Source organism: Pararoseomonas baculiformis (genome assembly GCF_017813395.1).
In the GTDB taxonomy this organism is placed as follows: Bacteria; Pseudomonadota; Alphaproteobacteria; order Acetobacterales; family Acetobacteraceae; genus Roseomonas; species Roseomonas baculiformis.
Window position 1 is genome coordinate 40221 of record NZ_JAGIZB010000014.1, and the last position, 19083, is coordinate 59303.

The 19083-nt window shown below is 72.1% G+C and carries 17 protein-coding genes; 8 read left to right on the top strand and 9 right to left on the bottom strand.

All coding sequences use genetic code 11. The features are described 5' to 3' along the window. Positions 1-11 precede the first annotated feature (11 nt). The 5 genes from ptsP (at position 12) to pbpC (ending at position 8094) form a co-directional block, all read left to right on the top strand. Positions 12-2498: a phosphoenolpyruvate--protein phosphotransferase gene (gene ptsP, locus J8J14_RS15185; RefSeq protein ID WP_209380385.1), complete on the top strand. Its 2487-nt coding sequence runs from the start codon at positions 12-14 to the stop codon at positions 2496-2498. Then, positions 2495-3445, top strand: a complete 951-nt coding sequence (pfkB, locus tag J8J14_RS15190; protein ID WP_209380386.1) for a 1-phosphofructokinase — start codon at positions 2495-2497, stop codon at positions 3443-3445. The genes ptsP and pfkB overlap by 4 nt, the downstream gene beginning before the upstream one ends. 27 nt (positions 3446-3472) lie before the next feature. After that, entirely contained in the window at positions 3473-5338 is a 1866-nt protein-coding gene (locus J8J14_RS15195; protein ID WP_209380387.1) for a fructose-specific PTS transporter subunit EIIC, read from the top strand. 85 nt (positions 5339-5423) lie between these two features. Continuing rightward, positions 5424-6026, top strand: coding sequence for a DedA family protein (locus J8J14_RS15200; RefSeq protein WP_209380388.1), 603 nt, complete (start codon positions 5424-5426; stop codon positions 6024-6026). Positions 6027-6093: 67 nt separating this feature from the next. After that, positions 6094-8094, top strand: coding sequence for a penicillin-binding protein 1C (gene pbpC, locus J8J14_RS15205; protein ID WP_209380389.1), 2001 nt, complete (start codon positions 6094-6096; stop codon positions 8092-8094). Between the two features lie 12 nt (positions 8095-8106). Here pbpC and J8J14_RS15210 read toward each other — a convergent pair whose 3' ends face one another. Further along, complete coding sequence (locus tag J8J14_RS15210; RefSeq protein WP_209380390.1) at positions 8107-9816, bottom strand: sensor histidine kinase; 1710 nt, start codon at positions 9814-9816, stop codon at positions 8107-8109. Between the two features lie 127 nt (positions 9817-9943). Next, complete coding sequence (locus J8J14_RS15215) at positions 9944-10657, bottom strand: RluA family pseudouridine synthase (protein WP_245215817.1); 714 nt, start codon at positions 10655-10657, stop codon at positions 9944-9946. Here J8J14_RS15215 and J8J14_RS15220 point away from each other — a divergent pair. Then, positions 10656-11624: a PfkB family carbohydrate kinase gene (locus J8J14_RS15220; protein ID WP_209380391.1), complete on the top strand. Its 969-nt coding sequence runs from the start codon at positions 10656-10658 to the stop codon at positions 11622-11624. The genes J8J14_RS15215 and J8J14_RS15220 overlap by 2 nt on opposite strands. Before the next feature lie 14 nt (positions 11625-11638). Here J8J14_RS15220 and J8J14_RS15225 read toward each other — a convergent pair whose 3' ends face one another. Both J8J14_RS15225 and J8J14_RS15230 read right to left on the bottom strand, forming a co-directional pair. Then, positions 11639-12415: an SPFH domain-containing protein gene (locus tag J8J14_RS15225; protein ID WP_209380392.1), complete on the bottom strand. Its 777-nt coding sequence runs from the start codon at positions 12413-12415 to the stop codon at positions 11639-11641. A gap of 116 nt (positions 12416-12531) precedes the next feature. Continuing rightward, the gene (locus tag J8J14_RS15230) at positions 12532-13395 is read right to left on the bottom strand and encodes a branched-chain amino acid aminotransferase (RefSeq protein WP_209380393.1); all 864 of its coding nucleotides are present in this window, start codon (positions 13393-13395) and stop codon (positions 12532-12534) included. A 125-nt stretch (positions 13396-13520) separates the two neighbouring features. On the opposite strand from J8J14_RS15230, the gene J8J14_RS15235 reads away from it, so the two are divergent. Beyond that, a complete protein-coding gene (locus J8J14_RS15235; protein ID WP_209380394.1) occupies positions 13521-14282 on the top strand; it encodes a TrmH family RNA methyltransferase in 762 nt (253 codons plus the stop codon). Between the two features lie 6 nt (positions 14283-14288). Here the strand turns inward: J8J14_RS15235 and J8J14_RS25010 are convergent, their stop codons facing one another. Further along, positions 14289-14507 carry a DUF1289 domain-containing protein gene (locus J8J14_RS25010; protein ID WP_209380395.1) on the bottom strand — a complete coding sequence of 73 codons (219 nt, stop codon included), beginning with the start codon at positions 14505-14507 and terminating at the stop codon, positions 14289-14291. Beyond that, positions 14504-15058 (bottom strand): DUF1003 domain-containing protein, encoded by a 555-nt coding sequence (locus tag J8J14_RS15245; protein WP_209380396.1) that lies wholly within the window; start codon positions 15056-15058, stop codon positions 14504-14506. Before J8J14_RS15245 ends, J8J14_RS25010 begins: the two co-directional genes overlap by 4 nt. Positions 15059-15209: 151 nt before the next feature. On the opposite strand from J8J14_RS15245, the gene J8J14_RS15250 reads away from it, so the two are divergent. Next, complete coding sequence (locus tag J8J14_RS15250) at positions 15210-16214, top strand: Bug family tripartite tricarboxylate transporter substrate binding protein (RefSeq protein ID WP_209380397.1); 1005 nt, start codon at positions 15210-15212, stop codon at positions 16212-16214. Between the two features lie 262 nt (positions 16215-16476). Here the strand turns inward: J8J14_RS15250 and J8J14_RS15255 are convergent, their stop codons facing one another. The 3 genes from J8J14_RS15255 to J8J14_RS15265 form a co-directional block, all read right to left on the bottom strand. Beyond that, a complete protein-coding gene (locus tag J8J14_RS15255) occupies positions 16477-17241 on the bottom strand; it encodes an SDR family NAD(P)-dependent oxidoreductase (RefSeq protein WP_209380398.1) in 765 nt (254 codons plus the stop codon). Between the two features lie 74 nt (positions 17242-17315). Beyond that, positions 17316-18332, bottom strand: coding sequence for an amino acid ABC transporter substrate-binding protein (locus tag J8J14_RS15260; protein WP_209380399.1), 1017 nt, complete (start codon positions 18330-18332; stop codon positions 17316-17318). A gap of 67 nt (positions 18333-18399) precedes the next feature. Next, entirely contained in the window at positions 18400-19074 is a 675-nt protein-coding gene (locus J8J14_RS15265) for a hemerythrin domain-containing protein (protein ID WP_209380400.1), read from the bottom strand. Positions 19075-19083 lie beyond the last annotated feature (9 nt).

The following is a 19083-nucleotide window of genomic DNA, read 5'->3' on the forward strand; positions in this document are numbered from 1 at the left end:
GGCAGGCGCGCATGGTGGCGATCACCGATTCCCTCGTCCGGCTGGGGCTGACGGCCCGGGACAAGGAGGACGCCATCCGGCAGGCCGCCGCGATCCTGGCCGGGGAGGGCAGTGTCGATCCGGCCTATGGCGACAGCATGCTGGCGCGGGAGCGGCAGGTGCCGACCTATCTCGGCAGCGGGATCGCCATTCCCCACGGGCTGCGCGGGGATGCGGGCATGGTCCGCCGCACCGCCGTGGCCGTGGCCCAGTTCCCCGATGGCGTCGATTGGGGCGACGGGCAGACCGTGCATCTCGCCATCGGCATCGCGGCGCAATCCGACGAGCATGTGCAGGTCCTCGCCGCCCTGACGGGCGTGCTGCAGGAACCCGAACTGGCCGAGGCGCTGGGCCGCACCCGCGACAAGGGCGACATCCTGCGTGCCCTGGGCGGCGCTGCCGCGCCCGCAGCGCCATCGGCCCCGGCGGTGATGCCGGATGGGTATGATCACCGCCTCCCGGCCGAGATCACCGGCCATGCCGGCCTTCATGCCCGCCCGGCCACGGCCTTCGCCACCCTCGCAAGGAGCTTCGCGGCGGAGATCCTGGTCGGGCACGGCGGCAAGCTCGCGAACGGCAAGTCCATGGCCGCGCTGCTCACCCTCGGCGCCGAGCGCGGAACGGTGCTGGAGATCGGCGCCCGTGGCCCGGATGGCGCGCAGGCCGTGCGCGCCCTGGCCGATGCCGTGGCGTCCGGCCTGGGAGACGCGGACGAGCCCGAGCCGCCTGCCCCGGAGGCCCGCGCCGCGGCGGCCGTGCCCTATCGGGGCGCGGTGCGGCGCGGCGTCCCGGCTTCCCCAGGCCTCGCCATCGCCCGCACGCACCGCCTGCGCCATGCGGCGCCCGCCGCGTTGGAGGAAGCCCCGGCCGGCGACCCGGCCGAGGAGGCGAAGCGGCTGGAAGCGGCCCTGGCCCGCGCCCATGAGGAATTGCGGGCGCTGCAGGCCGAGGTCTCGGCCCGGTCCGGCTCCAAGCAGGCCGCGATCTTCCTCGCCCATCAGGAGATGGTGGACGACCCGGAGCTGGTCGGCGCAGCCCGCGCCCGGGTCGCGCAGGGCCTTTCCGCCTCCGCCGCCTGGCGGGCCGTGACCGATGCGCGGGCGCGGGAGATGGAATCCCTGAGCGACAAGCTCCTGGCCGAGCGCGGGCGCGATGTGCGGGATGTCGGTGCCCGTGTGGTCCGCATCCTGTCCGGCGCGCCGGAGGCCCCGGGGATCGTGCTGCCGGAGCATCCCGTGATCCTCCTGGCCGAGGATCTCGCCCCCTCCGACACGGCGGGGCTGGATGTGAAGCGCGTGCTCGGCCTCGCCACGGCGCTGGGCGGCCCGAACTCCCACACGGCCATCCTCGCCCGCGCCCTCGGACTGCCTGCCGTGGCCGGGCTGGGCGAAGCCATCCTGCAGATCCCCGACGGCACCGAGGCGGTGCTGGATGGCGATGGCGGCGTGCTGCTGCCGGAGCCGGATGAGCATGACCGCGCCCTGGCCGGGGCGGCCCGTACGGAGCGCCAGGCGGCCGATGCAGAGGCCCGCGCCGCCGCCTATCGCCCCGCCTTCACGCGGGACAATCACCGCTTGGAGACGGTGGCCAATATCGGCACCCCCGCCGAGGCAGCCGCCGCCGTGCAGGCAGGGGCGGAGGGGGTGGGCCTGCTGCGCACCGAGTTCCTGTTCCTGGACCGCGACTCCGCGCCGGATGAGGAGGAGCAGTTCCAGGCCCTGCACGCCATGACCGAGGCGCTGCGCGGCCTGCCCCTGATTGTGCGCACCCTGGATATCGGTGGTGACAAGGAACTGCCCTATCTGCGCCTCCCGCGTGAGGACAACCCGTTCCTCGGCATTCGTGGCCTGCGCCTTTGCCTGCAGCGCCCGGACCTGTTCGGGCCCCAGCTGCGCGCCATCGCCCGCGCGGCCCGCGCGGCGCCGGCCGGGGCGGTGAAGGTGATGTTCCCGATGGTGGCGAGCGTGGAGGAGTACCGCGAAGGCCGCGCGGCGCTGGAAGCGGTGCGGGCGGAACTTGGCGCACCACCCATGGAGGTCGGCATCATGGTGGAGGTGCCCTCCGTCGCCACCATGGCCGATGTGCTGGCGCGCGAGGTGGATTTCTTCTCCGTCGGCACGAATGACCTGACGCAATACGTTCTGGCGATGGACCGCATGCATCCCGCCCTCGCCACCAGGGCGGATGGGCTGCACCCCGCCGTGCTGCGCCTGATCGGGCAGGTGGTAAAGGCGGCCCATGCGGAGGGGAAATGGGTGGGCGTCTGCGGCAACCTGGCCGCGGAGCGCGCGGCCTGCGCCATCCTAGTCGGGCTCGGCGTCGATGAGTTGTCGGTCAGCCCGCCCTCGGTGCCCGAGCTGAAGGCGCGCATCCGCGGGCTGCGCCTGGCCGATGCGCGGCGCCTCGCGGAGCGTGCGCTGGCCTGCGGCACGGCGGCGGAGGTGAGGGCGCTGTCGTGAGATCCGTCGTCACCGTCACCCCCAATCCCGCGCTGGACCTGACCACGCGGCTGGAACTGCTGACCCCCGGCGCGGTGAACCGCGTGCGGGAGGCGCAGGAGGATCCGGGCGGGAAGGGCATCAATGTCGCGGGATTCCTGTCCTCCCAGGGCGCGCCCGTGCCGGTGGTGGCGACGGGCTGGCTGGGCGAGGCGAATGCGGCGGGCTTCCGCGCCTTCCTCTCCGCCAGCGGCATTGCCGACCGCTTCCTCCCGGTGCCCGGCAGCACGCGGACGAATGTGAAGATCGTCGAGGATGATGAGCGCGTCACCGACCTGAACTTCCCCGGCTTCGCCGTGGATGCGGCGGCGGAGGCGGCGCTGCTCCAGGCCCTGCGCGAAGCGGCGGCGGAGGCGGGCTGGGTGGCGCTTTGCGGCTCACTGCCGAAAGGCGCGTCGCCCGATCTCCATGCGCGCCTTCTTGCCGAAGCGCGGCGTGCGGGGGCGAAGGTGTTGCTCGATGCCTCCGGCGCGCCCTTCGCCGCCGGGCTCGCTGCAGGACCGGACTGCATCAAGCCCAATGGAGAGGAGCTGGGGGCGCTTCTCGGCGAGCGGATCGAAGGCGTCGCCGACGCGGTGGCTGCCATCGGCAAGGTGCAGGCGCGCGGCGTGCGCACGGTGATCGTCTCCCTCGGCGCGGAAGGCGCGGTCTTCGCGGAGGGCGACAAGCGCGTGCATGCGGTCGGCCGCCCGCGCGTGCTGCGCTCCACCGTGGGCGCGGGGGACGCGATGGTGGCGGGCTGGCTGATGGGCGGGCTGCGCGGGCTGGACCTGGCGGAACGGGCGAGGCTGGCCACGGCCTTCTCCCTCGGCGCGCTCTCGACATTCGGGCCGCGCCTGCCGGATGCGGCCGAGATCGCGTCGCTCGCGAATGCCGTCGAGGTCGAGGCGCTGCCGGATGCGGCCTGAGATGCGGGGCAAGGAGAAGAACGAGAGATGAGCAGGATCCTGGCCCTGACGGCATGCCCGTCCGGCACCGCGCATTCGGTGATGGCGGCCGAGGCGCTGAAGAAGCAGGCGGCCCTGCTGGGACATGATATCGAGGCGCGCGCCATCGATCCCTCGGCCGGAGCCGCCGCCTGGGCCGATGACGCCGCCATGGCCGCGGCGGATGGCGTGGTGCTGGCGACGGACCGGCCGGTGGATCTCGGCCCGCTGGGCAGCCGCCGCATGCATGTGACGAGCACGGCCGCCGCCATCCGTGATCCGGGCGCGGCCATCCATGCGGCCCTGGCCCTGGGCGGGAAGATGGAGGCGCCGGCCCCGGCGGCCATTCCGCCCGTGCCCGCCCCGGTGATCCGCGCGCCTGCCGGGGCGCCGGCCGATGGGGCCAGGACAGTCGCGGCGGGGGCGGTTTCCGCCCACCCATCCCCGGGCGCGGCCACCGCCCCCATCACCACGCCGCCGGGAAGCGGCGGCAAGCGGCTGGTCGCCATCACCGCCTGTCCCACGGGCATCGCCCACACCTTCATGGCGGCCGAGGCGCTGAAGCGCCAGGCCAGCGCGATGGGCCATGAGATCGCGGTGGAGACCCAGGGCTCGGTCGGTGCGAAGAACGTGCTGAGCGACGAACAGATCGCGCAGGCCGATGCCGTGATCATCGCCGCCGACACGGCCGTGGACCTCTCCCGCTTCCGGGGCAAGGCGCTGTACCAGACCGATACGGGCTCGGCGCTGAAGAAGGCGCCCGCCGTGATCGAGGCCGCGCTGGCCACCGAGGCGCCCGCCGCGGCCGACACGCCGCGCGCAGCGGCACCGGCGGCTCGGACGGGCAAGGTGCAGTCCGGCCCCTACAAGCACCTGCTGACCGGTGTGTCCTACATGCTGCCGGTGGTGGTGGCGGGCGGGCTTCTGATCGCGCTCTCCTTCGTCTTCGGCATCGAGGCCTTCAAGGAGCCGGGCACGCTGCCGGCGGCGCTGATGCAGATCGGCGGCGGGGCGGCCTTCCTGCTGATGGTGCCGGTGCTCGCCGGCTTCATCGCCTATTCCATCGCGGACCGGCCCGGCCTGGCGCCGGGGCTGATCGGAGGGTTGCTGGCCTCGCAGCTCGGCGCGGGCTTCCTCGGCGGCATCGTGGCGGGCTTCATCGCGGGCTATTCGGCGAAGCTGATCGCGGACCGCCTGAAGCTGCCGGAAGGCATCCAGGGGCTCATGCCCGTGCTGGTCATTCCTCTCCTGGCCACGGCGGTGACGGGGCTGCTGATGGTCTATGTCGTCGGCGCGCCGATGAAGGGGATCATGGATGGGCTGACCGCCTGGCTCGGCGGCATGTCCAGCACCAACGCGGTGCTGCTCGGCGCCCTGCTCGGGGCGATGATGTGCTTCGACATGGGCGGGCCGGTGAACAAGGCGGCCTATGCCTTCACGGTCGGCCTGCTCGCCTCCAACAGCTTTGGGCCGATGGCCGCGACCATGGCGGCGGGCATGGTGCCGCCGCTGGCCCTCGCCCTGGCTACCTTCATCGCGCCGCGGAAATTCGTCGCCTCCGAGATCGAGGCGCGGCAGGCCACGGGCGTGCTCGGCCTCTGCTTCATCAGCGAGGGCGCCATCCCCTATGTGGCGCGGGACCCGCTGCGCGTGATCCCGACGATGATGGTGGGCGGCGCCGTCACCGGCGCGCTCTCCATGCTGTTCGGCTGCACGTTGCGCGCGCCGCATGGCGGGCTTTTCGTGCTGCTCATCCCGGGGGCCGTGGGGAACGTGGCGATGTATCTCGCCGCCATCGCGATCGGCACGGTGGTCGCGGCGGTGCTGGTCGCCCTCGTGAAGCGCCCCGCGGCCGAGGTGGTGGCCGCGGCCTAGCCTCACGTGACGGCGAGAGGGATGTGAGGATGGAGGCGTTCACCCGGCTTCATGCGTTGCGCCCGGGACCGGAGGCGGAGGCTGCATGTTCGACTGGATCACGGGCCTGGTGCAGGGCGGAGGCTACATTGCCATCGCCCTCCTGATGCTGGCGGAAAACCTGTTCCCGCCGATCCCGTCGGAGCTGATCATGCCGCTCGCCGGCTTCACCGCCGCGCGGGGTGAGCTCAACATCTTCCTCGTCGTGCTGGCGGGCACGGTCGGCACCGTTCTCGGCGCGCTGTTCTGGTACTTCGTCGCGCGCCGCATCGGCCGGGACAGGCTGCGCCGCTGGACCGGGGCGCATGGCCGCTGGATCACCCTCTCGTCCGAGGATGTGGACCGCGCCACGGGCTGGTTCGAGCGGCATGGGCGCGGCGCGGTGTTCTTCTGCCACTTCGTGCCGGCGGTCCGCACCCTCATCTCCATCCCGGCCGGGATCGCGGCCATGCCGCTGCCCTCCTTCATCGCCTTCACCGCTGCCGGCACCGCCATCTGGTGCGGCTTCCTCGCCGGGCTCGGCTATGTGCTGGAGGATGGCTACGAGAAGGTGGAGGCCTATCTGAACCCGGTCTCCAATGTCGTGATGGGAGGGCTCGTCCTTCTCTACATCTACCGCGTCGTCACCTTCCGCAGCCGGGAAGACTGACCACGCGGGGCTTGCCCCTGCGCGCCGCCATAAGGAGAGTGACCGGGGATCGGGCGGAGGCGCGGCGTTGCGGCGCGAAGGGCAGGGAAGGGGAAGACGCCTGGCGCTGGCCGCGGCCGGGCTGCTCGCGGCACTTGCCACGCCTTTCGGCGCTTTTCTCCTGGCCGACCGGTTCCTCCCGCCGGACCTTCCCCGGCTGGAGACAGTGGGGCGGGTGGTGCAGGACCGGGAGGGCCGTGTCCTCTCCGCCTTGCCGGCACCGGGCGGCGTCTGGCGCCTGCCCGTGGCGGCTGAGGATGTGCCCGGCCATCTGGTCGATCTCCTGATCGCGGCCGAGGACCGGCGCTTCCGCTGGCATCCCGGGGTTGATCCCATAGCCCTGGGTCGCGCGACCTTCCAATGGATACGGGCCGGGCGGGTGGTTTCCGGCGGCTCGACTCTCTCCATGCAGGCGGCGCGCCTGCTGGAACCCAGGCCCCGCACCCTGCGCAGCAAGGCGATCGAGGCCTTCCGCGCCGCCCAGCTGGAATGGCGCCTGGGCAAGCCGGGCGTGCTGCGCATTTGGCTCACCCTCGCTCCCATGGGCGGCAACCTGGAAGGGGTGCGGGCGGGCTCCCTCGCTTGGTTCGGGCGACCGGTGGAGCGCATCGGCGTGGCCGAGGCCGCCCTTCTGGTCGCGGTGCCCCGCCGCCCCGAGGCGCTGCGGCCGGACCGCCACCCCGCCGCCGCCCTTGCCGCCCGGAATGCCGTTCTGCTGCGCCGCGCCGCGCCCGCCCTGCCCGAGGCCGAGCGCCGTGCGGCCCTGGCCGAGGCCGCCCCCGCCATCCGCCGCGCCATGCCCGGCTTGGCGCCGCACCTGTCACGGGAGGTAGCGCGGGATGCCGGGCCGGCGCCCATCCGCACCACGCTGGACGCCGGGCTGCAGCGCGGCATGGAGGCGCTGGTCCGGGAAGCCCTTCCCGGGCTGCCCGAACGCGCATCCATCGCCATCGTCGTCGCCGATCTGCGCAGCCGGGAGATGCGCGCGGTGGTGGGCGGCGAATGGCTGGCCGAGGGCCGGGCCGGGGCGCTGGACCTCACCCGCACCGTGCGCTCCCCCGGATCGGCGCTGAAGCCGCTGCTCTACGCGATGGCCTTCGACCGCGGCCTCGCCACCCCCTCCACGGTGATGGAGGACCTGCCCCGACATTTCGGGGACTGGGCGCCCGAGAACTTCGCCAGGGGATTCTCCGGCCATGTCACGGCCGCTTCCGCCCTGCGCCAGTCGCTCAACCTGCCGGCCGTCGCGCTGATGGAGGCGCTGGGGCCTATCCGCTTCGCCTCCGCGCTCAAGCGCCTGGGCGCGCCGCCCCGCCTGCCACCCGGGGCCGGGGCCGCCCTTCCGCTCGCGCTGGGTGGCGCCGGCATAACCCTGCGGGAGCTGGTGGGTGTCACCGCGGCTCTCGGGGATGGTGGGCGGGCCGGGTCTTTGCGGGCCCTGCAAGGCCCGGCGGGCGCCGGGGAGGAGCCGGTGGTCCGTGCCCAGGTCGCCGAGGCCGTGGCCGCGATCCTCACCCAGCCCTTCCCGGGTGGCGGCCCGGCCGGCATCGCCTGGAAGACCGGCACTTCCTGGGGCGGGCGCGATGCCTGGGCGGTGGGGTTCGATGCCCGCCATGTTGCCGGAGTCTGGGTGGGCCGCCCGGATGGCACCGCCATTCCCGGCGCCACCGGGCGCAGCCATGCCCTGCCCATCCTGGCGCGCGCCTTCGGAATCCTGCCCGCCGCGGCCCGCCCCCTTCCAGCCGGTGCGGCCGGGCCTCGCCCCGTGGCGGCCCCGGCGCCCCTGGACGCTCTCCGTCTTCTTTTTCCCCCGGCAGGCGCGGTGATCGAGCCCGGCGCCCTGACCATCCGCGCGGCGGGCGGGCGCCGGCCCCTGACCTTCCTGGTGGATGGCGTTCCCGTGGCGGAAGGCGGGGCACGGCGGGAGGCCGGATGGGTCCCACCCGGCCCGGGCTTCTATCGCGTGACCGTGCTGGACGCGGCGGGCACCGCGGCGAGCGCCCCGATCAGGGTGCGCGCCAACGATTAGGCGTGGCCCGGTTCAGGTCTCGCTGGCGGGGGTGGTCCGCGGCACCCAGGTGATCAGGAAGCTCGTTCCCGGCCCGGGCAGGCGATCCAGGCGCGCATCGATGCCGCGCACCAGGCTGTCCACCACGGTCATCCCCAGGCCGCGCCGATGCGCGTTGGGCAGGCCCGATCCATTGTCGGAAACCTTCAGGGTGAAGCCGCCCTCGCCCTCCGGGCGCAGGACGATCCGCACCTCGCCGGGGGCGCGGCCGATGAAGGCGTATTTCAGGGCGTTGGTCGCCAGCTCGTTCACCACCAGCGCCACCTTCACCGCCACATCCGCCGGCACCTCCAGCGGCTTGAGGTCCACCTGGACCTGCGCCGCGTTGCCCTCGGTCATGTCCCGCTCGGCCAGCGCGCGGGCGAAGCGCTCCAGCGTCTGGTCCAGGGCGACGAGGTTTCCGGGGCCGTCATGCAGCAGTTCATAGGTCTTGGCGATCGCCATCATCCGCCCCTGGGCGGCGCGCAGCGCCTGCAGCGCGGCATGATCGGAGAGCTGCCGCTCCTGCAGCCGCAGGAAGGAAGCGACCAGCGCGAGGTGGTTTTTGATGCGGTGGTGCGCCTCACGCAACAGCATGTCCCGCAGCAGGATCGCCTCGTCGCGGGTGGCGCGGGTGGCGCCGAGGCGGCGGATCAGGTCCGCCACATCCGAGGCGGCATCCTCCGTCTCCGGTCCGGGCATGGCCCCGTCCGGCGCTTCCAGCCGGCGCGTCGCCGCCTCCAGCGGCGCGACGACGAAGCGCTGCACCGACCAGAACAGCGCCCCCATGCCGCCGAGCAGGACAAGGGCAAGAAGGAGTGGCGGCAACGCCACCTCCAGCGGCGCGCCGGCCCGCAGCGCCTGCTCCGGCATCGTGGCGACGAGGAGGAGGTCGTCCGTCACCCGCGCCTGGATGAAGGCGGTGCCCCGGTCCGTCGCGACGCCCGCATCCGGCCGCTCCGGCGTGATGAAGGAGGTAGTCAGCGTGGGCGGCGGGGGAGGGATCGGCTCGCCGTCATCGGTCAGGCTGACCCGCGCCTCGTTCGAATCGGTCAGCAAAACCCGAAGCCCGGGGATGGCGGGAAGTTGCGGCCGGATCAGGTTCCGCAGCTCCTCTACCGACACGGCGGCCCCGACCACCCCGGCCGGGCGGCCCTCGTTCCGCAGCGGGTGGGCCACGCCGATCACGCGCCCAAGCCCCAGCTCCGATTCGCTCAGCAGCCCGGTCACGGGCCGCCCGGTCAGCTCGGCGGTCCTGATGAGGGATGAGGCGGTATGAAACCCCGTGGCGTTGAGCAGGGTGGAGCAGACGATCCGGTGCCCGGGCCCCACGACGAACAGGTGGCGCACGATGGCGTCCATCGTCAGATGGGCGGCATTCAGCTGCCTCTCGCAGGCCTCCGGGCCTTCCGCCAGCGGGTCCGCCACCGCGAGCACGGAGACGCCCTGGCGGGCCTGGGCCAGGGCGCTGCCCACCCGCTCGGCCATCCGGCGAGTCTCGGCCACAGCCAGTTCCTCGTTCCGGGCGGAGAGGAGTTCGGCCTGCCACCAAGTGAAAATCCCGGCGCAGAGCAGGATGACGAGCGAGACCGCCCCATAGACGACGGCCAGGCGCTGGCTGAAGGTCCAGCGCGGCGGCAGGGCCGCCTCCTCCATGGGGGAGGCGCCGGCCGCGGCCAACGATTCCTCATCCGGCCCGGGCATGTCCCCCTTCACTCCGCACGTGGCTTCGGCACTCATGGGCTCTGAGGGAAGCTTCGCGCCGTAGGACTTCCCAGGCATCGAATCCCATCCCTGACGCGGGTGGTGTGGCAGGGCCGGGGGGGCAGCGTCAAACTTCCGTGACGAAGTCGGTGGCGCTCCCACATTGCCGGAACGCCGGCAGCATCTCGGGCGGCACGGGAGCTTCGGACTTCAGCACGCCTCCCATCTCCGGTCCAAGCGGCAGGAGAATGCTCCGGGCCAGGAGATGCATTCCGCCGGGCGCGGAGGTTCCATAGAACGGGTCGCCCAGGATGGGGCACCCCAGCGAGGCGCAGTGAACGCGCAACTGGTGCGTCCGCCCCGTGGCAGGCCGCAACTCCAGCCAGGCCCTCCCGCCACTGCTGCCGAGCAGGCGCCAGGCGGTGCGGGCGGGCTGGCCTTCCGGGTGGGGTTCCATCCGCCAGCCCCCTTCCCGTGTGCTGACCTTCCGCAGCGGAAGATCCAGGATGCCCTCCTCCTGCGGCGGGCGGCCGGCCACCACGGCCCAATAGACCTTTTCGGCCAGGCGCCCGGCGAAGAGTGCGCCAAGCGCGGCCAGGGCCGGCTTGGTGCGGCCGAGCACGAGACAGCCCGCCGTGTCCGTGTCCAGCCGGTGCGCCGGCTGCGGCAGATGGCGCTTGCCCAGCTGCAGCAGGGGCAGCCAATCCACGAGGGAGGCGTTGCCCCCCCGGCGCCCGGGATCGAGCGGCAGGCCCGCCGGCTTGTCGAGGACCATGGCTTCGGGCCGGATGTGCAGGATTCGCGCGGCGAGCCAGCCGGGCAGGGAAGAGGGGTCACGCATGGCGTCCTGGGGGTCCGGCCGGGAGGGGGAGCGGAAGAAGGCGGTGGTGGTCTGCGTCGGGCAGGTGGTGACCGACCATACCTTCCGCGTCGATGAGGTGGAGCCACCCCCCTCCAAGACCACCGCCCGGGGCTATGCGCCGAGCGTGGGCGGGATGGCGGCGAATGCGGCCATCGCGGTGGTCCGCCTCGGCGGCGCAGCCCTGTTCTGGGGTCGCGTCGGCCGTGACGAGGCCGGTGAGGAGCTGCGGCATGTGCTGGAGGCCGAGGGGGTGGATGCCTCCGGCCTCGTCATGGCGGAGGGCGCACGCACCCCGCTCTCTGCCGTGATCGTGGACAAGCGCGGCGAGCGGAGCATCGTGACCTACCGGGGCGAGCGCCTGCCCACCGACCCCTCCGCCCTTCCGCTGGAGCGGCTGGCCGAAGCAGGGGCCCTGCTCTGCGATCCGCGCTGGCCGGAGGCGGCGGAGCTCGCCTTCCGCGCCGCGCGCGCCAGGGGCCTGGCCAGCGCGCTGGACGCCGAGAAGAGCGAGGAGCGGGTGCTGCGCCAGCTCGTGCCACTCGCGGACCATGTCATCTTCGCCAAGACCGGCCTCACCATCTTCGCTCCGAACCTGCCGCCGGAGGAGGGGCTGGCCCGGGCCCTGACGACCGGCCCGCTGGCGCTTGCCGCCGTGACTTTGGGGGAGAAGGGCACGGACTGGCGCTGCCCGGGCATGGAGCGGGCGGCCACCCGCCCGGCCTTCCCGGTGGAGGCGACCAACACCACCGGCGCGGGCGACGTGTTCCACGGCGCCTATACGCTGGCCATCGCCGAGGGGCAGGGGGTGGAGGAGGCGCTGCGCTTCGCCTCCGCCGCGGGCGCGCTCAGGGCCCGCGACGGCAGGACACCGGACCGCGCGATGCTGGAGGAGCTGCTGGCCGGCGATACGGACCAACCGCCGGTCCGGACGCGGCGGAAGGCCTGAGGCCGGGCCCCGCCTCAGCGCTCCCGCCGGGGAGCGCGGCGCTCCATCGATTCCGGGATCACGCCGCGCCCGTCCCATCGGCGGATCATCTCCACCTCCACAGCATTCTCGTTGTTCCCCGCAACGGCCGGGGAAGCGGCGACCGCCGCAGCGCGGGCCCGGCCGATCTCCCGCTCCGCGACCACCGCCCGGTAGCTTTCCCCGGTGTCGATCCGGGTGATCACGAACTCGCGGATCTCGATCCGCAGGAGTTCGCGGGCACGGCGGCGAAGATCCTCGGTGAGCGCCGTCTGCACCGTGCCGGTTTCCCGGATGATCTCATCCATCGGGCGGCTCCCCATCACGGCCTGGACGGAAGCCGACATCAGCGCCGGAAGCAGGTCCGGCTCGGGCCGGATATGGGAGAAGCGCCAGCGCAGGTCCTCCTCGGCGCCCTCATGCCAGAAGGCGGTGCCGAACACCGTCATCGGGTGCCCTTCCGCGCTCAGCGCCGGCATGCCGGCATCCGGGGCGGAGCGGTCCGCGGCACGGACGGCCATGTCATACACGGTCCGGCCATGGCTCCAGGGATTGATCAGCCCCCATTGCCCGGGGCCGAGGATGCGCGTGACCTCCCCGCCCTTGCTGACGACGATCATCTGCGCGGTGCCCGGCACCACCGCGACCTGGCGGTAGATGAAATACCCGATGGTCAGGAGAAGGATGGCCGAGAGGCCGATCAGCGCGGCGCGGGCGCGGGTCGCTTCGGGCCTGCCGCGCGTCGCGGCGGGGAGGCTGTCATCCCTCGGCATGTCCTGTGGCCCAATCCCCTGCTTCATCCGTGGCTTCGGTGCCACAGCAAACGACGGGACAGCGGGCAGGTTCCCTGGACGCGTGCGCAAGGCGCACGTGCCCAGGGACAGCGCGCTCAGGCCGCCTTCGGGAGAATGCGGCTCTGCTCGGCGAACTCGAAGTAAAGGCGCCGGGCCTCGGCCGCGACGGGGCCGGGCTGCATATGGTGTTCCGCGTAGCGCGTGCAGGGCTGCACCTTGCCGAAATTGCCGGTCGCGAAGATCTCGTCCGCGGTCTCGAGCATGTCGGTGGTCACGATGCACTCCCGCACCTCGCGCCCGGCCTTGCGCAGCAGGTCCATCACGCGCCCCCGGGTGATGCCGGCGAGGAAGGTGCCGTTGGGCTTGGGCGTCATCACCACGCCGTCCTTCACCAGCATGATGTTGGCGGCGGCGAATTCCGCCACGTTCCCGTCCGCGTCCAGCACCACGGCCATGTCGAAGCCCCGCTCCTTCGCCCAGGCGGTGGCGCGGGCGGAGTTGGGGTAGAGGGCGCTGGCCTTCGCATCCGTCGGGGCCATGTCGGCTGAGGGGCGCCGGAAGGGGGCGGTGATGGCGGAGAAGCCGTTCGCGGGCGGCATCGGCGAATCATAGACCGAGAGAATGAACTCGGTGGTCTTCGGGTCCGGCTGCGCGGCACCCAGGCCCTGCCGCACGAAGAACATCGGGCGGATGTAGAGTTCCGCCTCCGGGCCCATCCGCCGCACGCCCTCGCGGCACAACTCTTCGATCTCCTCGGCCGTCATGGTGGGTTCCATGAGCATGTTGCGGGCCGACTGGACGCAACGCCTGCAGTGAAGGTCGAGGTCGGGGACGGTCCCGCGGATGCCGCGCGCACCGTCGAAGATCACGGATCCCAGCCAGAAGGCATGGTCCATCGGGCCGAGCACCTTCGGCTCTTCCGTGGTCCAGGTGCCCTTGTGCCAGAAGACGCCGGCCATGTTCTTCTCTCTTATGCCTATGAAAGGGGCAGAACCTGCCACGGGCAGTGGCAGGAGGGGAAGGGTATCGCCCGCTTCTGTTCTGCCGGGTTGACCCGCCCCGGCCCGGTGGTGTGGATGCGCCCATGCAACGCGCCCCCCATGCCGGCCCCAGGCCGCCCCGGCCCCCGGAGCCGGACCGCATCTGCGGCCTGGCGGCGGTCTCCGCCGTCTTCGCCCGCCGGCCGCGCGACGTGCTGCGCCTGTTCCACCTGCCTTCCCGCAGGCGGGAGGCGAATCCCTTCTGCGCCATGCTGGCCGAGGCCCGGAAGCCCTATCGCGAACTGGGCGAGGAGGAGCTGGCCCGGGTGGCCGGCACGGTGCATCACGGTGGAATCGTGGCCATCACCGCCCGTCGCCGCGTGCCGCAACTCGTCCTGCCGCTGGCGCCGGCGCTCCGCACCGCGCCGGTGCTGCCGGTGCTGGATGGCGTCTCGAACCCCCATAACCTCGGCGCCATCGCCCGTTCCGCGGCCTTCTTCGGCTGCATCGGCATGGTGCTTTCGGGCGATCCCCGCCAGGCCGGCCTCTCCGATGCTGCCTGGCGAACCAGCGAGGGCGGGTTGGAGGTGCTCAGCCTTTGGTCCGCGCCGGAACTCCCGGCCATCATGCCCGGGCTGGGCGTGATGACCGTGGCCGCCGTGGCCAGCGGCGGGGTGGCGCCGGAGAAGCTGCCGCCGGCGCCCTGCGTCGCGCTGGTCCTGGGGAATGAGGAGCGCGGCGTTTCCGAGAGGACGGCCGCGGCCTGCGATGCCCAGGTCACGCTGCCCGGATCAGGGCGGGTGGAAAGCCTCAATGTCTCCGTGGCGGCCGCCGTGCTCATCCACGCGCTGTCCGCGCGGCGATAGGACCGGTCAGCCGCGCTTTCCCCCGGCGGCGGGGCCGGTGGGATGGCCCTCGGCGGCCAGGGCATCCAGCCGTGCCTCCAGGGCCAGGAGAATGGCGGGGCGGTAGCCCGGCACGCGTTTCCAGGCCTTCTTTTCCGGCTTGGTCATGCCGCAGCCCAGGCACCAGCCGCTCGCGTCTTCATAACGGCAGATCTTGATGCAGGGGCGGCCCTCCTTCTCGTTCACCGGCTGCTCGCCTCCTGTTCCTGATGAGCCTCGATCTCGTCCAGCACGGCCTCGGGCGCGACATCCTGCCGGACCTCCTGCAGTTCCGGGTCGGCGGCCGCATGGATCCCCATGCGCTCCGCCATGGCGACCACCAGATCCGATAGCCGGGTCAGCTCATGCTCGGTCAGCAGGCTGATCTGCAGGTCCAGGTCGGCACGCCGGTCCGCCGCCTCGGCCATGCGGTTCTGGCTGATGAGCACGAAGGTGGACAGGAAGATGGCCTCCACCGAGGCCAGCATGGCCAGGATGACGAAGGAGGGATCCCAGCGCGGAATGCCGGGAACCAGCCCCGTATTCGCCAGGATCCACCCGCCATAGAGGACGAGGTGGAGATAGACGAACCGCATGCTGCCGGTGAAGCCCGTGATCGCCGCCGCCAGCCGCGCCTCACGCGGGGCCGCTGCCGCCTCCTGCTTCCGCCGCTCCTCCAGGGCCCGGATGTTGCGGGTGAGGGAGCTGTTCAGGCTCGGCGGGCGCGGATGGGGGATGGTCGGGCTGGGCGGCGTCATGTCGCGGGATCCTTCGGGGCCGGGGAACCCCCCGGCCGCGTAAGCTCCCGGCTGCGGCATCGGTTGCGGCAGGCCTCCTGCCGGAATGGGGTTGCCCTGGAGGCCTTGCGGGCCGACATGACCCCCGCTTCACGAATCCGGAGAGATTCTCTTGCCCCAGACTCGTCGTGCCCTTCTCGGGGCCGTTCCCGCGCTCGCCATGGCGCCCCTTGCCTCCCCGGCCCTGGCCCAGCAGGCCGCCTATCCCAACCGGCCCGTCCGCCTCGTCGTTCCCTTCGCGCCCGGTGGCGCCGTGGACATCACCGGCCGCCTGCTGGCCGAGAAGCTGCAGCCCATCCTCGGCCAGAACATCGTGGTGGAGAACCGCGGCGGTGCCGGCGGCAATATCGGCGCCGACGCGGTCGCGAAGGCGGAGAAGGACGGCTACACCGCCCTGCTCGGCTCGGTCTCGATCCTGACGGCGAACAAGTATCTCTTCCGCCGCTCCATGCCGCTGGACCCGCTGAAGGACCTGGCGCCGGTGACGCGCGTGACGACCGGCACGGTGCTGCTGGTGGTGAATGCCCAGCGCCCCTGGCGCACATTCGCCGATCTGGTGGCGGCCGCGAAGAAGGATCCGGGCAAGATCACCATGGGCTCCTCCGGCACGGGCACGGTGAGCCACATCACCATGTCCACGGTGAGCCGCGCCGCGGGCATCGAGGTCACGCATGTGCCTTATCGTGGCGGCGGCCCCGCCATCGCCGACCTGGTGGCCGGCAACATCGACATGATGTTCGACGTGATCCCGGCCCTGATGCCGCATGTGCGCGAGGGCCGCTTCCGCGCGCTCGCGGTCGGCAGCGCGGACCGCATCTCCTATGTGCCGGAGCTGAAGGACGTGCCCGGCATGAAGGAGCTGCTCCCCAATTCCAACATCGACATGCAGAGCTGGTATGCCGTGAACGTGCCCGCGGGCACGCCGCAGGCCGTGATCGACAAGCTGCATTCCTCGCTGGTCCAGGTGGCGAAGAGCGAGGACTTCAAGACGCGCATGGAGCCGCTCGGCTTCACCCCGATCTGGGACGAGACGCCGGCCGCCTACAACCAGTACCTGCAGCAGCAGGACCAGCTGTGGAAGCGTCTGGTCGAGGAGTCCGGCGCGACGCTCGACTGATCCCTGGCGGCTGGTTCCCGGAGAGGGCTTTGCCCTCTCCGGACCTCGCCCGCCAAGGGCCTGAGGCCCTTGGAACCCCATCTGGCTGCCGCGGATACGGTGCAACACGGGGTCTCTTCTCCCCCATCCTGCCCTTGCAGTCGCCTCCGGTCCTCGACCGGAGGCGCACCGTCAGCCGAGCTTTTCCAAACTTCTAAAAGAAGATGATGGTGAGGGGTCCGGGGAGAGGAAGAATTCCTTCTTCCTCTCCCCGGGAGCCACGTCAGGCCCCCAGAAGCTGCCCCCCATCCACCACCAGGCTTTGCCCCGTGATCCAGCTGGCGCGAGGCGAGGCGAGGAACAGCGCGGCCTCCGCCACCTCTTCGGGCCGGCCCATGCGTCCGAATGGGATCTGCGACAGCGTGGCCTGGTAGAGCGCCGGGTCGTCCTGGCGCCGCTTCTCCCAGGTGCCGCCCGGGAACTCGATCGAGCCCGGCGCGATGCAATTCGCCCGGATGCCCTTGGCGGCCAGGATGCGCGCCTGGCTCGTGGTGTACTGCATCACCGCTGCCTTCACCGCCGCGTAGGGCGGGTTCCGCTTCGTCGCCCGCAGGGCGGAGATGGAGGCGATGTTGACGATGCTCGCCGCAAGCGGTGCGTGCCCGGCGGCTTCCATCAACCAGGGCTCGGCGGCGTGGCTGGCCCGCACCACCGCCATCACGTCCACGGCCAGGGAGATGGCCCAGCTCGCCTCGTCATCCGCGCGGCCGAAGCCGGAGGCGTTGTTGACCAGCACGTCGATGCCGCCCAGGGCCTGCGCGGCCTCGGGCACGAAGCGCGCGATCGCGCCTTCGTCCGCCAGGTCGCAGGGTGCGGCGAAGGCCTTCACCCCATGTGCCGCGATCTCCGCCCGCGTCTCCTCCAGCGCGCCCGCGCCCCGCGCGCAGATGGCGACTGAGGCACCCGCCCTGGCGAAGGCGAGCGCGATGGACCGCCCGATGCCGCGGCTGCCGCCCATCACCACCGCGCGCTTGCCCTGGAATTCCATGAGTCATCACCCTTTCGGAACAGGGCGCGGATCATGGGGCAAGCGCGCGACGCGGCAAGCCTTGGCCGGCCGGGTCAGCGGAAGGGCGGGGACCACATCAGCCCGCCATCCCGGGCCAGCCGGTTCTGCCCGCGCTGCACGCCCAGCGGCGCCTGGTTGCGCTGCCACATCTCCCCGTAGTTTCCCACGGCGCGGATCGCCCGCAGCGCCCAGTCCCGCTCCAGCCCGAGCTGCTGGCCGAACTCTCCGGAAGTGCCGAGCAGCCGCTGCACTTCGGGATTCGGGTCCTGCCGCCGCTCCTCGGCATTGGCCTGGGTGATGCCCTGCTCCTCCGCGGCGATCAGGGCGTTGAGCGTCCACTTCACCACGTCGAACCAGCGCCAGTCGCCCTTGCGCACCATGGGCCCCAGCGGCTCGCGCGAGATGACATCGGGCAGGATCACAAAGTCATTCGCGCGCGCGCCCTGTCCCGCGCGGATGGAGGTGAGGCCGGAGAGATCGGTGGTGTAGCTGTCGCAGCGGCCGGAGAAGAAGGCCTGCTGCACCTCCTGGTAGTTCTCGATCAGCACGGGCGTGAAGCGGAAATTGTTGGAGCGCGCCCAGTCCGCCAGGTTCAGCTCCGTCGTGCTGCCGGGCTGAATGCAGATGGTCGCCCCGTCCAGCTCCTTCAGCGAGGCGACATTCGCCTCGCGCTTCACGATGAAACCCTGGCCGTCATGCAGCAGCACGCCCGGGAAGGCGAGGCCGATGCCGACATCCCGCGCGAAGCTCCAGGTCGTGTTGCGGGAGAGCAGGTCCACCTCGCCGGATTGCAGCGCGGTGAAGCGCGTCTGCGGCGTGGTGGGCACGAAGCGCACCTTATCCGGATCGCCCAGCACGGCGGCGGCGACGGCGCGGCAGAAATCGGCGTCCAGCCCGGTCCAGCGCCCCTGGCTATCCGCGAGGGAAAGCCCCGCGACGCCTGTGGAAACCGCACAGGCCATCGTGCCCCGGGCACGGATGGCCGCCAGGGTGTCCGGCGCGGGCTGGGCCTGGGCGGCGCCGGCGCCCAGGGCGACGCAGGCGGCGAGGAGGATGCGGCGAAGGGACATGGCGGGCCTTCCGTTGAGCAGGCGCTGGGCGAACGCAGCGGAAGGCAGGCGGTTCCCGCGAGTCGCCTCAGGCCGGCAGGACCAGATCCTGCTCCAGCAGCCGCCACTCGCGCGGGCTGAGGCTGGGGCGGGCGATGCCATCCAGGATCCCGGCGAAGACCTCTGGCGGCACGCCCTGGCGGATGGCGCCGAGCAGCGCGGCACGTCCCTCCGGCGTGGCGGCCGGAATCATCAGGCGGAGATAGTCCCCCATGCGCTCCGGCGGGATGGTCTGCACGATCCGCGCATCCATCGCCATCAGCGCCTCGTCCGAGTAGTGGTCCTGCAGCAGCGGCATGGCGTCATGCTCCTCATGCGCCATGTGCAGCATGTCCTCGGCGAAATGGATGGAGAAGGCGAGGTAGAGCGCATGGCCGGCGCGGGCGCGGCGCGCCTCGGGCGCGGTCTCCACGTCATGGATCAGGGCTTCCAGCCGCTCGAAGGCCAGCAGGTGCTCCTGGTGTTCATGGTCCAGCGCCTTGGCGAGGGTGGGGGCATGGCCGCGCACGGCGTCATGCAGCTCGGCCTCCTCATGCTCGATATGCTCGCGGCCCAGGCCGAGCTGGTCGCGCAGCTCGGCCAGCACCGCCGCCCGTTCCGCGGGATCGGCCCAGTCGGCGCGGCCCAGGCGCTCCAGCATGCGCGCGGAGCCGAGGCGGAGGCCCTTGTGGATGGGGGCGTAGATGTCGAAGCGTTCGGACATGGGGTCTCC

Coding starts and splice junctions, on each gene's coding strand:
- ptsP (WP_209380385.1), top strand. CDS start 12: ATGGTGGCGATCACCGATTCCCTCGTCCGGCTGGGGCTGACGGCCCGG.
- J8J14_RS15195 (WP_209380387.1), top strand. CDS start 3,473: ATGAGCAGGATCCTGGCCCTGACGGCATGCCCGTCCGGCACCGCGCAT.
- J8J14_RS15200 (WP_209380388.1), top strand. CDS start 5,424: ATGTTCGACTGGATCACGGGCCTGGTGCAGGGCGGAGGCTACATTGCC.
- J8J14_RS15210 (WP_209380390.1), bottom strand. CDS start 9,816: ATGCCCGGGCCGGATGAGGAATCGTTGGCCGCGGCCGGCGCCTCCCCC.
- J8J14_RS15220 (WP_209380391.1), top strand. CDS start 10,656: ATGGCGTCCTGGGGGTCCGGCCGGGAGGGGGAGCGGAAGAAGGCGGTG.
- J8J14_RS15215 (WP_245215817.1), bottom strand. CDS start 10,657: ATGCGTGACCCCTCTTCCCTGCCCGGCTGGCTCGCCGCGCGAATCCTG.
- J8J14_RS15225 (WP_209380392.1), bottom strand. CDS start 12,415: ATGCCGAGGGATGACAGCCTCCCCGCCGCGACGCGCGGCAGGCCCGAA.
- J8J14_RS15230 (WP_209380393.1), bottom strand. CDS start 13,395: ATGGCCGGCGTCTTCTGGCACAAGGGCACCTGGACCACGGAAGAGCCG.
- J8J14_RS15235 (WP_209380394.1), top strand. CDS start 13,521: ATGCAACGCGCCCCCCATGCCGGCCCCAGGCCGCCCCGGCCCCCGGAG.
- J8J14_RS15245 (WP_209380396.1), bottom strand. CDS start 15,058: ATGACGCCGCCCAGCCCGACCATCCCCCATCCGCGCCCGCCGAGCCTG.
- J8J14_RS15255 (WP_209380398.1), bottom strand. CDS start 17,241: ATGGAATTCCAGGGCAAGCGCGCGGTGGTGATGGGCGGCAGCCGCGGC.
- J8J14_RS15260 (WP_209380399.1), bottom strand. CDS start 18,332: ATGTCCCTTCGCCGCATCCTCCTCGCCGCCTGCGTCGCCCTGGGCGCC.
- J8J14_RS15265 (WP_209380400.1), bottom strand. CDS start 19,074: ATGTCCGAACGCTTCGACATCTACGCCCCCATCCACAAGGGCCTCCGC.